The 14,258-nt window shown below is 39.3% G+C and carries 13 protein-coding genes, 2 pseudogenes and 1 riboswitch; of the genes and pseudogenes, 13 read left to right on the forward strand and 2 right to left on the reverse strand.

Annotated elements, in window-relative coordinates; all coding sequences use genetic code 11:
* The first annotated feature begins 72 nt into the window (after positions 1 to 72).
* From NFS43_RS21310 to rlmD, 12 genes are all read left to right on the forward strand, one after another.
* Positions 73 to 1,233 carry a DUF4317 domain-containing protein gene (locus NFS43_RS21310; protein ID WP_251554865.1) on the forward strand — a complete coding sequence of 387 codons (1,161 nt, stop codon included), beginning with the start codon at positions 73 to 75 and terminating at the stop codon, positions 1,231 to 1,233.
* 145 nt (positions 1,234 to 1,378) lie between these two features.
* Positions 1,379 to 1,582, forward strand: coding sequence for a hypothetical protein (locus NFS43_RS21315; protein ID WP_251554851.1), 204 nt, complete (start codon positions 1,379 to 1,381; stop codon positions 1,580 to 1,582).
* A gap of 158 nt (positions 1,583 to 1,740) precedes the next feature.
* A complete protein-coding gene (gene trhA, locus NFS43_RS21320; RefSeq protein WP_251554852.1) occupies positions 1,741 to 2,382 on the forward strand; it encodes a PAQR family membrane homeostasis protein TrhA in 642 nt (213 codons plus the stop codon).
* 103 nt (positions 2,383 to 2,485) lie between these two features.
* The gene (locus tag NFS43_RS21325) at positions 2,486 to 3,076 is read left to right on the forward strand and encodes a molybdopterin-dependent oxidoreductase (RefSeq protein ID WP_251554853.1); all 591 of its coding nucleotides are present in this window, start codon (positions 2,486 to 2,488) and stop codon (positions 3,074 to 3,076) included.
* A gap of 233 nt (positions 3,077 to 3,309) precedes the next feature.
* Positions 3,310 to 4,899, forward strand: coding sequence for an ABC1 kinase family protein (locus tag NFS43_RS21330; protein ID WP_251554854.1), 1,590 nt, complete (start codon positions 3,310 to 3,312; stop codon positions 4,897 to 4,899).
* Positions 4,900 to 4,939: 40 nt separating this feature from the next.
* Positions 4,940 to 5,122 (forward strand): hypothetical protein, encoded by a 183-nt coding sequence (locus tag NFS43_RS21335; protein WP_251554855.1) that lies wholly within the window; start codon positions 4,940 to 4,942, stop codon positions 5,120 to 5,122.
* A gap of 134 nt (positions 5,123 to 5,256) precedes the next feature.
* On the forward strand, positions 5,257 to 6,045 hold the full coding sequence (locus tag NFS43_RS21340; RefSeq protein ID WP_251554856.1) for a hypothetical protein: 789 nt from the start codon (positions 5,257 to 5,259) through the stop codon (positions 6,043 to 6,045).
* Positions 6,046 to 6,050: 5 nt separating this feature from the next.
* A complete protein-coding gene (locus NFS43_RS21345) occupies positions 6,051 to 6,521 on the forward strand; it encodes a hypothetical protein (RefSeq protein WP_251554857.1) in 471 nt (156 codons plus the stop codon).
* Positions 6,522 to 6,583: 62 nt separating this feature from the next.
* Positions 6,584 to 7,420 (forward strand): dimethylarginine dimethylaminohydrolase family protein, encoded by an 837-nt coding sequence (locus NFS43_RS21350; protein WP_251554858.1) that lies wholly within the window; start codon positions 6,584 to 6,586, stop codon positions 7,418 to 7,420.
* A gap of 85 nt (positions 7,421 to 7,505) precedes the next feature.
* Positions 7,506 to 7,646: riboswitch (cyclic di-AMP (ydaO/yuaA leader) on the forward strand.
* Between the two features lie 223 nt (positions 7,647 to 7,869).
* Positions 7,870 to 9,207 (forward strand): TrkH family potassium uptake protein, encoded by a 1,338-nt coding sequence (locus tag NFS43_RS21355; RefSeq protein WP_251554859.1) that lies wholly within the window; start codon positions 7,870 to 7,872, stop codon positions 9,205 to 9,207.
* Between the two features lie 31 nt (positions 9,208 to 9,238).
* A complete protein-coding gene (locus NFS43_RS21360) occupies positions 9,239 to 9,895 on the forward strand; it encodes a potassium channel family protein (protein WP_251554860.1) in 657 nt (218 codons plus the stop codon).
* Positions 9,896 to 10,043: 148 nt separating this feature from the next.
* Entirely contained in the window at positions 10,044 to 11,414 is a 1,371-nt protein-coding gene (gene rlmD / locus NFS43_RS21365; RefSeq protein WP_251554861.1) for a 23S rRNA (uracil(1939)-C(5))-methyltransferase RlmD, read from the forward strand.
* Between the two features lie 442 nt (positions 11,415 to 11,856).
* Here rlmD and NFS43_RS21370 read toward each other — a convergent pair.
* A pseudogene (locus tag NFS43_RS21370) lies at positions 11,857 to 12,894 on the reverse strand (recombinase family protein); the annotation flags it as partial.
* Positions 12,891 to 13,055: a hypothetical protein gene (locus NFS43_RS21375; RefSeq protein WP_251554862.1), complete on the reverse strand. Its 165-nt coding sequence runs from the start codon at positions 13,053 to 13,055 to the stop codon at positions 12,891 to 12,893. The gene NFS43_RS21375 and the pseudogene NFS43_RS21370, both read right to left, overlap by 4 nt.
* A 597-nt stretch (positions 13,056 to 13,652) precedes the next feature.
* Between NFS43_RS21375 and NFS43_RS21380 the strand changes: the two are divergent.
* Positions 13,653 to 14,258 (forward strand): annotated as a pseudogene (locus NFS43_RS21380) (hypothetical protein); the annotation flags it as partial.

Here is a 14,258-nt window from a genome sequence, read left to right on the forward strand (position 1 = left end):
AAAATGAAGAAAATATCAAGTATTACTATTTTCCATCCTGAACAGTATAATCAGGAGTGGGAGTTGAATGAGATGAACAAAAAAGACATCGCTAATATTCGCAAGCAATTTAAATTAGATAATGAACATATTTTAAAAATTAAAGAAATCTTCAATGTTTATGTCCAGAAAGAAACAGGCGAGATTTACCATCATGTCAGTCAGCCGTTCCAGATGTTAGAGCAGGAAGCCCAAGAATTATTTTTATCCAACTTTAAAAAGGTCCTGACCGGACATCTTGATACTAAACTGTTTGAGCTGAAATTTATTCGGGATGTAGAAGATAGCACCCAGATGTTTCTGTTCGAAGGATTGAAAGCAGAGTCGGATGATTGGAAAGAATACATGCTCGAAATTGTCACGAAAATGTTTCCGATGACGGTCTATGAATTTGATACCGTAGTGACGTTTATCCGGGGAGAATATCGGAAGCCGACCCGGAAACGCGATCTGGAATCAGAGGAAGGCGGGGATGATGCAGTTTATTACAACGAGTTTATCCTTTGCAGCCTGAATAAAACCGATCAGCCGAAAAAGGCTTTGACGTTTGATTATGTAGAGAAGGAATTCAAACCACATCATTTCTTTGACCCTATTATTAATTTAGATTCACCCATGTCAGGCTTTTTGTTCCCTGTGTTTAATGACAATGCAGCAGATGTAAACCATATTCTTTATTGTGCTGGAAAAGCCAATCAGCCGGATGGCCGATTTATTGAAGAGGTTCTTAATTGCGAAGAGATCATTACAGCCCAGGAGGATAAGGATATCTTCGATTTGGTTTTAAAAGAAGCGATAGGAGATGAAGTGGACCCGCAGGTCATTTCCAACGTTTATGAGGAAATCGATAAGCTTGTACAAGAAAATGCAGAAAAAGAAGAGAACGAAACTCCAACATTGGATGTTCGTGACATTGAGCGGATTTTAACGGACAGCGGCGTTGAAAATATCGAGATGGCCAAAGTGGAGCATACCTTGAAGGCCATCGTGGATGATGAAAAACATGAGTTTAAAGCCAGCAATTTAGTTCCGAAAACGATCAAAATCAATACGAAGGTGGCTGATGTTACTATCAATCCGAAAGACCTGAAGTATGTAAAGTATATTACATATCAAGGCAAACGGTGCCTGCTGCTTGAGGTCGATGAAGAGGTTATGGTCGATGGTTTCCGTTTGGAATCTGATACATTATAACGGGAATCGTTTCCCTTGAAATGGAGATGTAAAAATGAAAGTGACAATAACGAATGAGGCAAACCAACAGCTTGTAAAAGAGCTTGGAGCGGAACCAGCCATTCGGATTAATGAAATCCGGACCACTGGTTGAGGCGCCGCCTATATGTATGAACTTGCTCAGGCTGAGCAAGGGGAAAACACGGACGAGATGTTCAAAAACGGAGAAATTACAATCATAATTGATCGGCTAGTGATCAATCATCTGGATGGAGACATCGTGATTGACCATAATAAAAACTATGGCTTTATCCTTAAAAATAACTACGAAATCTTAACCTTTGGGATGAAATTAACCAAGAATTCGTAAAGCGAAAGAAGATAAACTAGCCAGATTAGGTTTTAGTGATTTGCCAGCTGGCTGAAAATCAAGACAGTTATTCTATGAAGTAGCAGGTTAGTATAATTACGAACTTGCTGCTTTTTTGTTAAAATAAATTATGGCATTTTTACAAGGAGAGAATTGTTATGGCTGTCACTCATACATTCAGCAAAGGAGAGGAAATTGCCAATTCTATTACTCATGGGATAGGTGTTCTTCTTAGCATTGCAGCATTAGTCTTATTAATTGTGTTTTCCGCAATACATGGAAACGCTTGGCATATAGTTAGTTTCACATTATTCGGTGCAACAATGCTCCTTATGTACACTTCATCTACATTGTTGCACGCTTTCCCAGAAGGCAGCAGAGTGAAGGACCTATTTGAAATATTTGACCACTCTTCTATCTATTTTTTTATCGCTGGATCCTATACGCCCTACATGTTTGTCGCCGTTAAAGGCTGGCTGGGCTGGACGATCTTTGGGATTGTATGGGGAATTGCCATTGGCGGGACCGTTTTTAAATCCTTTTTCGTCAAAAAGTTTTTGTTCACCTCCACTTTGTTATACGTCGTAATGGGCTGGTTAATTGTTTTTGCTTGGAAGCCTTTATCGGTCTCCCTGGAGTCTGCCGGTCTAACGTATTTAATCATAGGTGGATTACTATATACGGCGGGATCTGTTTTTTACATTTGGAGAGGATTCAAGTACCACCATGCGGTATGGCATCTATTCGTCATTGCCGGAAGCATTATGCATTTTTTCAGTGTCCTTACTCTTCTGAACTAAAAGCGTGAATTTACCATATTTCCCTTAAGTGTGGGTTGTTCACTTTTGCAGGATACTATGGTCAGGATTTTTTTGACATTTATGAGAATATAGGGGTGATATGATGGCAAACCAGCTGCCGCCTGGTCAATTCGAAACTGAAAAATGGCCGATCCTTCACAAAGGGGATGTGCCCAAGTTTAATAGCGCCACATGGAATTTTAGGCTTTTTGGTGAGGTAAAAGAAGAAAAAGTTTTATCTTTTAAAGAATTCATGGGGCTTCCGAAGACCGTTTCAACCGTCAATATGCATTGTGTGACTACCTGGTCTAAATTTGATACTACTTTTGAAGGAATTGCACTAAGAGAGTTATTGAAGTTTGTTAAAATCAATGAGGGCGTAAAATACATTAAAATCTATGGTTACTACAACGGGGACAGATTTGGTTATTCTGCCAACCTGCCGCTTGAGTCTTTATTAGGGGACGATGCTCTGTTTGTATACCGTTGGAAGGATCAGCATCATGATTGGCAGGATATTGATCCCAAACACGGCTATCCGCTAAGGTTCATTCCACCGGAAACATTTTATCTATGGAAGGGCTCCAAGTGGGTGTCAGGAATTGAATTTATGAAAGAAGACGAGGCTGGGTTTTGGGAAGAGTTTGGCTATTCGATGACAGCCAATCCATTTAAAGAAGAACGTTACAGTTAGTACGGATTCCCCTTTTATAAAGTCTTATAGTTAATGTTGCCATATTTTTACCAGCGTGATAATATATGGGTATTAAAATAATTGAAGTGTACCGGAGGAGCCTGTCACCAAGGGAATATTATGCCCATTGGTGACGGCTTTTTTTTTATTCATTATTAGCAATTAGGATATTGAGCCATTTGGTACATCAAACGGTGAGGAATCATATGAAATCAAAAAATAAAATATATCGAATGTACAGAGTGTTATCTATGGCGTTAATGATTTTCCTTAAAATTTATTGGTATAAAATCCGCAGGAAACCGAAAACAGAGTGGGAGAAACTGTGGGGAAAGATAGGAGAACAGTTTCGAAAAACACTGTTTGAATTAGAAGGCCTGCTCATCAAAATTGGACAGATACTGAGTACTCGTGCAGATTTATTGCCCCATGCCTTTATTCATCAAATTGAGGATCTCACAGATAAGGTTCCTCCATCCAATTGGATGGAAATTCAGGAAATTTTAGAAGCTGAGTGGGGAAATTCTTTAGAACAAAATTTCCTTTTTATCGATAAAACTGCTGTTGCTTCGGCATCTATTGGTGAAGTGTATAAAGGCGCTCTCAAAGATGGAACAGAGGTTGCCATTAAAGTGAAGCGGCCTAATATTGATTCTGTTGTACAAACCGATTTTCGCATCTTAAGTATGATCATTTGGTTTGCGGATCACTTCGTTCCCATTCCTAAAGGATTTATTAATTTCAGAGTTTTGTTTAAAGAACTAAAGCAGGTGATTGAACAAGAGCTTGACTATTCCAAAGAACTTGAGACCATTCAGTATTTTAGAGATCGATTCAAGGATATGGATATAGTACAGATTCCTTCTGTTTTTCCTGAACTTAGTTCATCCAATGTATTGGTGATGGAATGGTTTGATGGAATGCGTCTCACCGATATGGAAGAGCTGGAGCACATAGCAGTTGGCCGCCGAGAAATCGCTCAAAGGCTTTTAAAGGTGTTCCTTCCTCAATGGCTGGAGCCAGGAACCTTCCATGCAGACCCACATCCAGGAAACTTATTTGTTTCAAAAGAGGGGAAAATTATCTTACTTGATTTTGGAATGGCAGGGGAAATAACTAAAAAGGATGCTGCCCATTTTCAGGCTTTAATTGAAAGCTTTCTGGCTAAAAATTATTCCAAAGCTGTGGATTGCCTCGTGGATTTAGGATTTTTGCTTCCTGAGGCCGATACTAGAATTGTGGAAAAGCTATTAGCGGAGTTTACTTCATTTGATCCCACTCAATTAAAAGAAATGAATCTGATGGCATTCAAAATGGAATTAAACGATGTGATTAAAACGCTTCCGATTCAAGTTCCAACAAGGTTTGTTTTTCTAGGGCGATCCTTCGTCACAATCGAAGGGATTATCCGCAGCTTAGCTCCTGATGCAGAACTTATCGAACTAGGAAAGCCTATTTTCATGGAGTGGATTCATAAACAAGGGAATAGCAAATGGGCATTTGTTTGGCAATGGATCCAATCGCAGCCAATCTTTAAGTTTTTTCATTCCATTATGGAATTTTTGGATACACCCAAAACATTAGAGAAATTAAAGGAAAGTGAACAAAGAAGACACTTTCAGTTTATCATCTATGAAAATAACAAGAAATATTGCTTTTATTTATCCCTTCTCGGATTGATAGGAATAGGGGCAGGCGACTATGTCTCACATGGACTTATTCTATATCTGTCTGTCGGTGTAACGGCTGCTTCTGTAACAGGCTATTTCCTTTATAGTCAAAAATTAAAAAAATGGTTGAAGTACATGCAAGAAAGGCGTTGAGAAAGAGACAGGAAGAAATGCACTTTAAGGGAGGTTAATGATGAAAAGAAGAGCTAGAACCGTCATTGCCCTTGTTGGCTGTTTGCTAATTTTTGTTACTGGCATTGCTAGAATATTTGCTGGGTCACCTTCTGATACAACTATGTTTATTAGCTATTTATTTGCTGTAACTGGGGTAATAGGAGCTATTGCAAATGGTGTATACCTTTCTAAAGCAAAATAGCATATAGAATACAGGACTTGAGGCCGTCATGTGACGGCCTTTTGCATGATTTGGGAAGGTTAACTTAACTGGGGCGGGCATAAACACAGGCTGCGTTTGGAAATATAATATTATCAATTCCTAAGGTGGATAAAATGGATAACTATACAAATGACAATACCGCCAGAAGATATGTGGCCCATGTTAGTATTTTGGGAACCACACAATTGCATTTGAGAAACCCTTATATAATTGCTTGGTGGTCCGCCGCCTTTCCGGGATTTGGGCATCTGCTTTTATCCAAATATCTTAGAGGATATGCCTTATTCATTTGGGAAGTGGCTGTTAATATCCAAGCACATATTAATTCTGCGATGATTTATTCCTTTCAAGGAAATATAGACATGGCCAAAGAGGTACTAAACACGAGGTGGCTACTTATGTATATTCCCGTATACCTTTTTGGCATCTGGGACAGTTATCGGACAACCGTAGATATGAACAGGGTTTATCTTTTGGCCGAGCGGGAAGAACACCGTTTCAATTCATTTTCACTAGGCGCTTTAGAGATTAACTACCTGGATAAACGAAATCCTGTTGTGGCTGTTATGTGGTCATTGTTTATTCCTGGTTTAGGCCAGCTTTATATTCATCGGATTTTAACGGCTATTTTTGTCATTGTATGGTTAGTAGTCTTTTATTATTTTTCGCATGTTCAAGAAGCTATTTTCCTCTTGATTTTAGGCAAAGTAAAAGAAGCTACCTCTGTTTTAAAGCCTGAGTGGCTCCTTTTCATCCCTTCCCACTATGGGTTTGCCGTTTATGATTCTTATATAAATACGGTTGAAAATAACAAACTTTTCGAAAAAGAATTAAGAAATCATTTAACCGAGAACTATCAATCGGAAGGGTTTCAAATCCTAAAAGGACAAAAAGTGAAGTGATATATTTGCAGCTTTTTTCAACATTTGAAACGAATGGATTTTTAGAGATGGCCATTTCAACATTGGAAAAGAGAGGGATTCCAAAAGAGAGCATATTTGCGGTCCCTCTCGATAACCGGGCAGAAAACCGTAAGATTTTTGATACGCTGCACCGTTCAGATGGCACCTCCCTCATTGATATTGGTATGGGACTTGCCACCGCTTTTTCAGTCATTGGAGCAAGCATAGGGTTTAAATTGGCTTGGGGTCCGATTTATTGGGGATTGATAGGGGCATTTGCTGGTTTCGTTCTGGGATTCTCTATTCGGCTTTTTCTAGAATTGGTTTTTAAGAAAAAGAAACGAGTCTTAAAAGGCAAGCACTCTGAAGTCATCTTAATTGTTGATTGTGAAGAATCAGAAGCTGAATTAATTGAGAATATACTTTGGAGTCATTTTGCACTAGGTGTAGCAAAAATAAAAAGATTGAAATCATAATGAATCCCGAATGCCGCTAAATCAAATGATAAAATACTTTTTCAAAAGGAGAATGGTAAAGTATGTCCAAAGAAACCCTATCACCTAGGTCATTTGATGAATACGGTGCATTAAAAAAAGTGATCATGTGTGAGCCAGCCTTTCTTTCCTTGCCAAAAGGAGCCGATAGCTCAAACAACATCAATATTAAAACGGCCCAAAAACAGCACGATGAATTGATAGTGGCATTAGAGCATTTTGGGGTTGAAGTGATCCTGCTTCGCGCTGATCCCCATCATCCAGAGCAAGTCTTTACTCGGGATATAGGCTTTGTTGTGGGGAATACAGTTTTCATTACGGAAATGAAGAAAGAGAGAAGACGAAAAGAGGAAGCTTTTTTGAAAAGCTGGCTGAACCAAAAGCAAGTCCTGTATTCAGATTTATCTCAAGATCATATAGAAGGTGGGGATATAATCGTTGACAATGGATTTGTTTTTATCGGATTAAGCGATCGGACAACGGTACAATCCATTCGGCATATGAAACATTTGCTGCCCGACTTTCAAGTGATGGCTGTTCCGTTTCGGGATAAATTCCTTCATCTTGATTGTATTTTTAATATAATATCTCCCGATGAGGCACTCCTGTATCAGGGTGAAATGGACGAGGAAGCAGAGGCATTTTTATCGAAAAAATACAGTCTCATCAAAGTATCCAAAGCGGAACAAAAAAGTCTGGGGACAAACGTTCTTTCCATTGGCAGCAAAAAAGTGTTTAGTATACCTGAAAACAAAGAGGTGAACAGGCAGCTGAGAGAAAGAGGATATGAAGTAATTGAATTAAAATTTTCGGAAATGATTAAAGCTGGAGGTTCATTTCGCTGCTGCACTTTCCCGCTTGAACGGGATCCGTATAGGTAGAAAAGAAAATTCATATCCATGATAGACAGAAAAGCCTCTTTACAATTATTTACTTGGGGAGTATTATCTTGTTCATAGGAAAAAATTTCATATGATGCCTAATCCTATTTGGGAACGGAGGACCCATGATTTTGGGGGTGAATTCTGCAGATTTGTAGAAGGGATGATACACTCTTTCGCCGTCCTAACCCGTCAGCTAACTTCGTCGGCTACAAGCGAAGGAGGTCAGAAGACCACCTTTTTAAAGGTGTTTTTTTTATGCCCATTTTTAGGGGCCAAAAGAATAGGAATAGCTGTCAAAAAGCTTAGTCTTCTTAAAACACTGCAATTAGTGTCCTTTACAAACCGGAATGTGGATATTATCAGTAGTATAATGAGTGATGGAGGAAGATTAAGGGAAATCTAAGAAAAGCTTTTTTCATGCCAATTAAACCGGATAGGAGAAAGTTATGAAAAAAATCATTGATTATTTCAATCCCCCAAGAATTCTGGTCTTAGGATTTGCGATTGTCATTTTAATCGGGGCGATTTTGCTGACACTGCCAATTGCTGCAGAGAATGGAAAAGGCCTTTCCTTTTTAAATGCGTTATTTACCTCTACATCTGCCACATGTGTGACAGGACTTGTAGTAGTTGATACAGGGGACACCTTTTCGATGTTTGGCGAAGTAGTCATTTTATCGCTCATTCAAATAGGCGGATTAGGGTTTATGACATTTGCCACCTTTTTCTTTGTGCTATTAGGGAAAAAGATTTCTTTAAAACAAAGGCTGGTCCTAAAGGAAGCATTTAATGATTTTTCGATTGGGGGGCTAGTCAAATTTGCCAAAAGAATAATAATATTTACGGCCTTTTTTGAAATAGTTGGCGGACTCATTTTATCGATTCGTTTTTCTTTTGATATGCCGGCAGGAAAAGCTATTTATTACGGTTTTTTCCATTCTATATCGAATTTTAATAATGCAGGCTTTGATTTAATGGGCGAGTTTAGAAGTTTAACTGGTTATGTAGATGACCCAACCGTTGTCTTAACTGTATCCACATTAATTGTGTTAGGCGGTTTAGGCTTCATGGTGGTAAACGAACTTTATGAGTACCGTAACACGCATCGGTTATCGATCCATTCCAAGATCGTATTGGTGACAACCGCCATTCTGCTCGTTGCGGGGACTGTGCTCATCTTCATTTTTGAGTATGGAAATCAGAAAACATTAGCTCCTTTATCGGGAACAGGAAAAGTATTGGGCTCTTTGTATCAATCTGTCACTCCTAGGACGGCTGGTTCTAATACATTGCCGATTGGAGATTTGACGCATTCCACTTTGTTTCTGACCGTTTTTTTGATGTTTATTGGGGCTGGATCAGGCTCTACAGCAGGGGGAATCAAGGTGACGACCGTGTCTGTGTTAGCAGCCAGCATTTGGTCTCAAGTGAAAGGAAAAGAGGAGGTTGTTATATTTAGACGCAAGATTGTGTTTGAAACCATCTTAAAAGCAATGACGGTCGCAACCTTTGGGATCATCATTGTGGTCGTCATTACCATGTTTCTTAGCATAACAGAACCGGGACACGATTTTATTATGTATCTTTTCGAGGCTGCTTCTGCCTTTGGCACGGTGGGGCTCTCCATGGGGTTAACCCCAGAATTATCCCCCGTTGGACGGATCATTGTTATTTTTACTATGTTTGCCGGAAGACTGGGCCCGCTGACATTGGCTTTCGCCATGACCAAAAGGCGCAATAAGGATTCAGTTAGTTATCCAAAAGGAAACATCATGATTGGTTAATTAAAACAATAGCAGGGAAGTGTGAAATAAAATGGCAAAAAGTCAGTACGCAGTAATTGGTTTAGGAAGATTTGGAACAAGTGTTGCTTGGAGATTGAATGAAGCTGGGCAGGAAGTTTTAGGCATAGATATGGATGAAGAACGAGTGGAGGATGCAGAGCGGTTTGTCACTCATGCTGCGGTGGCGGACTCGACGGAACAGAAAGCAATGGAGTCGCTAGGGATCACCAATTTTGACTGCGTTATCGTTGCCATAGGCGATGATATGCAATCCAGTATCTTAACTGTTTTGCTGCTCAAAGAAATGGGAGTGAAAAAAGTTATTGCCAAGGCCATAGGAAAACGGCATGGAAAGTTATTGGAAAAAGTGGGCGCGGACTGGATTATCTATCCCGAAAGAGATATGGGTGAACGGGTCGCGAATCAGCTCCTTTCGCCTAATATGCTAAATTATATCGAGCTGTCAAAAGAATATAACATAGAAGAAATCAACATTCCTTTGAGTATGGCGGAAAAGAGCTTGCGGGAGCTTGATCTTCGTGCCAAGTATAATATCAGTGTGATCGCCCTTGTTCGAAATGGAAGCATCATAGTTTCGCCCTCTCCGGATGAAATTATTCATTCCAGTGATCTATTAGTGGTAATAGGGAATAGAAACGATTTATCAGGGTTTTCGAATATAAAATAATTCTACTTGGTGAAGACTGGCTTAAAATCGGAAAAGTGATTTTTATAGGCAAATGAATCAAATCATTCACCATGTTTCCGGGCTTTCGCATTGTCCGCCGCTTTGTGATACAATCTGTCTAGTTATTACGGAGTAAAGGAAGAAGCGAATGAGCAGAACATTGCCGGTTAGCAAAAATGATTACATAGATGTAGTATTTGAAGATTTAACCCATGATGGGGCAGGTGTTGCCAAGGTCGATGGCTACCCGTTGTTTGTCGAGGGCGGGCTGCCCGGTGAACAGGCAAAAATCAAGGTCATTAAAGTAAATAAAAGCTACGGAATTGGCCGGTTAATTGAGATTTACCAAAAAAGCCCTTATCGGGTCGATATTCCGAGCAGTGAAAAGAACAAATACGGAGGCTGCCAGCTTGAGCATATCAGCTATGAGGGACAGCTAAAGTATAAGGAAAACCAGGTCCGCCAGGTGCTGACTAGGATTGGCAAGCTGGAGAATGTGACCGTCCATCAGATTATCGGAATGGACGATCCTTGGTATTATCGGAATAAGGCACAGGTGCCGATAGGTGAAAAAGACGGCAAGCTAATCGCCGGCTTTTTTAAGCCAAGAAGCCATGAGATTGTCGATACGGAGGAAAGCTTGATTCAGCTGCCGGAAGTCAATGAAGCGGTACAAGCGGTGAAGGAAATTTGCACCGAGCTAGAGATTTCTGCCTATGATGAGGAGTCCCATAAAGGGGTTCTGCGCCATATCATGGCCCGGTACGGCAAGCGGACAGGTGAACTGATGGTCGTGCTGATTACGAGAACAGCCGATTTCCCGGATCAAAAGGAGCTCGTGGAGAAAATAGTTGAGCGGCTGCCCAAGGTAAAGTCCATTGTGCATAACGTGAACTCCAAACGCACAAATGTCATTTTGGGTGAAAAAACAAAGGTGCTCTGGGGAAATGAGGTTATTTACGACTATATCGGCGATGTGAAGTTTGCGATTTCAGCATTATCCTTTTACCAGGTAAATCCGGTACAGACTAAAGTGCTGTATGATAAAGCGCTGGAGTATGCGGAATTAACGGGCGAGGAAAGGGTCATTGATGCATATTGCGGAATCGGTACCATTTCATTGTTTTTAGCTCAAAAGGCTAAGAAGGTTTTTGGAGTGGAAATAGTGCCGGAAGCTATTGAGGATGCCCGCCGGAATGCAGAGTTGAACGGAATAGCGAATGTGGAGTTTGCGGTTGGGGAAGCGGAGGCCGTGATTCCGCGATGGTATAAGGAAGGGAATGCTGCGGATGTTTTAGTGGTGGACCCGCCGCGTAAGGGCTGCGATGAGGCACTGCTCAAGACGATTATGGACATGAAGCCAAAAAAGGTGGTGTATGTCTCCTGCAACCCAGCAACATTGGCCCGGGATCTTCGGATTTTAGAGGATGGGGGATATACGACGCTGGAAGTGCAGCCGGTCGATATGTTTCCACATACGACACACGTCGAGTGCTGTGTGTTGCTCGTAAAAAAATAGAAGATATATAAGGGTCCGAAAATCGGTAGTGGATTCTCGGACTCCCATCTTCTTTTATTTCAATTCTTTCTATTAGTTTGTGAAGCATTTCTTCGTCAAGAACAGGGTTTTGAACAAACCGTTCAATTTGTTGGATTAGTTTTGTAAAATCAATCGTTTGTTTTTGTTGAAGCAATCCCTTTTCTAATTTTAACTTTTCCTCAGTTAGTTTAGCGAGTTGGATACCATTATCCTCAATGAGCAATCTGTATTCTTCATCTTGGATTTCACCCCGTATTTTCATGCGAAGTGCAGTCGTTTTGTCTTTCTTTATGTTTTCTATCTCCTTGAGAATGTTAGTGAGTTGTTTTTGATCCCGCTGAATGAATTTTGCAACCTTTTTCTCAATGTCTTTTTGAATAGATTTTGTAGAGAGTGCTGAAAACATTTGCTTTATATCATTTGAAATTGCCTCAATCAGTCCATTTTCTCTTACATGGTGATCTGAACATTTTGTATGACCATACTTATTGTATGCCCCACAAATATATCCCTTACGATTGGCTTTATAATGCATACTCTTACCACAATCAGCACAAAAGGAAATATTTGTGAAGAGATGTTTTTTTGCATATGGTCGTTTACGTTTTCTTTCAGAGATTAACTGTTGAACAACATGAAAATCATCTTTAGAGATAATAGGCTTGTGTGTGTTTTCGATGACAACATAATTTGCTGGATCAATCTTTTTACGTTTTTCAGTTGTTACACTAATGGAAGTTTCCTTTTGTTGAACTAGATTACCAATGTAATGTTGATTTTCTAGTATTTTTCTAACGGTAGACCCATGCCATAGTGAGCTAGAATTTCTCTTTCCTGCAATTTCAGAAGGAGTTGCTATACCCTCCTCTAATAGCTCCCTCGCAATTCTGTCAAATCCTTTACCTGAAAGATAAGAGTTGAATATTTGACGTACTACATCAGGAGTGGAATCATCTCTGACCTTTAAAACTCCATTCTCAACATAATATCCGTAGGGTGGAATGGAACCCTTAAATTTACCGATCTTTGCTCTGATTTGTAGAGCAGTCTTCACACGTTCACTTGTTCTTTGGGATTCTTGTTCATACATCCAAGCGTATAGTCCAAACATCTGAGTATTTCCCGATAGTGTGTCAATAGCACCATCCATGGTGAGGATGTGTATACCTTGAATTTCTGCTAGATTTTTAATTTCATAAGATAATTGTCCATTTCTGGCTAATCTGGATAATTCCTTTGCCAAAATAATGTCGAACTTCTTCATTCTTGCATCTTCAATCATCCGTTTTAGAGCAGGACGTTTCTTTGATTTCGTTCCAGACTCAATGTCTAAATATATATCAAATAAGTCCCATCCCTTCTCGGATAATAGATTCATAAACAATTCTTTTTGGTTTTCAAGGGACTGTTTTTGTTCTTCTTTGTTTGTTGAGACACGAATGTAAATTGCTGATCTCATGCCACTTCCTCTCCTTTCTCGTTAGAAGAGTCAGTGGAATTCACCTTAGTATTATCATAGAATTCCTTAATGAGTGCGTCAATTTTTTCATTCAAAATGGATTGGAAAATGTCTTCGAGGGTAATTGGGGATTGATTGTTGAAGATTCTTTCGAGGGTCATGATGTTTTCCTCCTGTTGTTTTTATTTATTGTAGATTCTCATTTTAAAATAATTGAGTGGGGAATTTCAAAGTCATAAGGTTTGAGGGTGTTCGACGGAAATGTAACTTATGATTTACTTTATTGAGGTAAACTTCCTTCCTTTCATTGTAAAATCTTGTTATGTTTCTATCATAATTAGGAGAATGGCATAAATCAAAATTTTTAGGTTCGAGGAAGTATCAATAACATAGAATAATAACTACTATCAAAAGACATCAAAAGAAAATGAAAGCCAATAAACGAAACCGTAAGCATACAGCTTTTACGGTTTTTTTCTTGTAGTCATATACCTGTAATCTACTAGATAAAAGGAAAATACTGAACCTTTACTATTATGCACTTGCTGTAATGTTGTTGAACTATTTTGTGAGGACATTGTTGAATATTTTCTTTACAACTTCAGTAGGATGCTTTACTTAACAATCACATTGGTACCTATCAATGTGTTGAGAAGTCATATAAATTAGTTAGGGACGGGAAAGACGAAACTAAGAGAACCCTTGATAACAAAGGGTTTCCTTGCTCCCGTGAACAAAAACAAAAGGAGATGGTTTAATTGATTCACACATTCGAATTGATGTTGCTCGTAGAATATCACGATATTCAACACCTATTTTCCATGTATGGTGTTAACCTCAACAAGTATGATTACTTTGGGGCTGCGGTTAAAAAACTTAACTGTGGAGTAAAAAAGAAATTCCCAGCATATTCTATTACTTGGATTAGCTGTCGTGCAGATGGGGACTGGAATCTACACTTGAAAGTGGATGCTGTCAAAATGTTGAATAGAGGAGAGGTTATAGAAGATGATTATGATTTGATAGAATCAGATATACGAAAATTCCTTATCAGACATCTTGGACACTCTGAATATTTTGATTCGCATACTCTCACAAGAATTGACTACAAAATGGACGTGAAGCTACCTAATCCAAAAGAAAGGGAGCTGTTATTCCACTTGCTAGAAAAATACACAATGAAGTATGGATACAAAGAGAAAATCAAGTGGGGAAAGGATGATGACGGCAATCCTATAAAATATGAAACATCTCAATACCATAAATCCAAGAGTGTAGAACTGGTGATCTGTTTTTTGCAAGCAGAAAGTGCAGAAAAATGCAGCGAAATTTACATAGGCTTGCAGCTAGTGTTTACATTAAAT

Source organism: Neobacillus muris (genome assembly GCF_943193175.1).
In the GTDB taxonomy this organism is placed as follows: Bacteria; Bacillota; Bacilli; order Bacillales; family Cytobacillaceae; genus Neobacillus; species Neobacillus muris.

Bases quoted from the DNA above. Each gene is read 5' to 3' on its own strand.
- NFS43_RS21310 (WP_251554865.1), top strand. From the start codon at position 73: ATGAACAAAAAAGACATCGCTAATATTCGCAAGCAATTTAAATTAGAT.
- NFS43_RS21315 (WP_251554851.1), top strand. From the start codon at position 1,379: ATGTATGAACTTGCTCAGGCTGAGCAAGGGGAAAACACGGACGAGATG.
- trhA (WP_251554852.1), top strand. From the start codon at position 1,741: ATGGCTGTCACTCATACATTCAGCAAAGGAGAGGAAATTGCCAATTCT.
- NFS43_RS21325 (WP_251554853.1), top strand. From the start codon at position 2,486: ATGGCAAACCAGCTGCCGCCTGGTCAATTCGAAACTGAAAAATGGCCG.
- NFS43_RS21330 (WP_251554854.1), top strand. From the start codon at position 3,310: ATGTACAGAGTGTTATCTATGGCGTTAATGATTTTCCTTAAAATTTAT.
- NFS43_RS21335 (WP_251554855.1), top strand. From the start codon at position 4,940: ATGAAAAGAAGAGCTAGAACCGTCATTGCCCTTGTTGGCTGTTTGCTA.
- NFS43_RS21340 (WP_251554856.1), top strand. From the start codon at position 5,257: ATGGATAACTATACAAATGACAATACCGCCAGAAGATATGTGGCCCAT.
- NFS43_RS21350 (WP_251554858.1), top strand. From the start codon at position 6,584: ATGTCCAAAGAAACCCTATCACCTAGGTCATTTGATGAATACGGTGCA.
- NFS43_RS21355 (WP_251554859.1), top strand. From the start codon at position 7,870: ATGAAAAAAATCATTGATTATTTCAATCCCCCAAGAATTCTGGTCTTA.
- NFS43_RS21360 (WP_251554860.1), top strand. From the start codon at position 9,239: ATGGCAAAAAGTCAGTACGCAGTAATTGGTTTAGGAAGATTTGGAACA.
- rlmD (WP_251554861.1), top strand. From the start codon at position 10,044: ATGAGCAGAACATTGCCGGTTAGCAAAAATGATTACATAGATGTAGTA.
- NFS43_RS21375 (WP_251554862.1), bottom strand. From the start codon at position 13,055: ATGACCCTCGAAAGAATCTTCAACAATCAATCCCCAATTACCCTCGAA.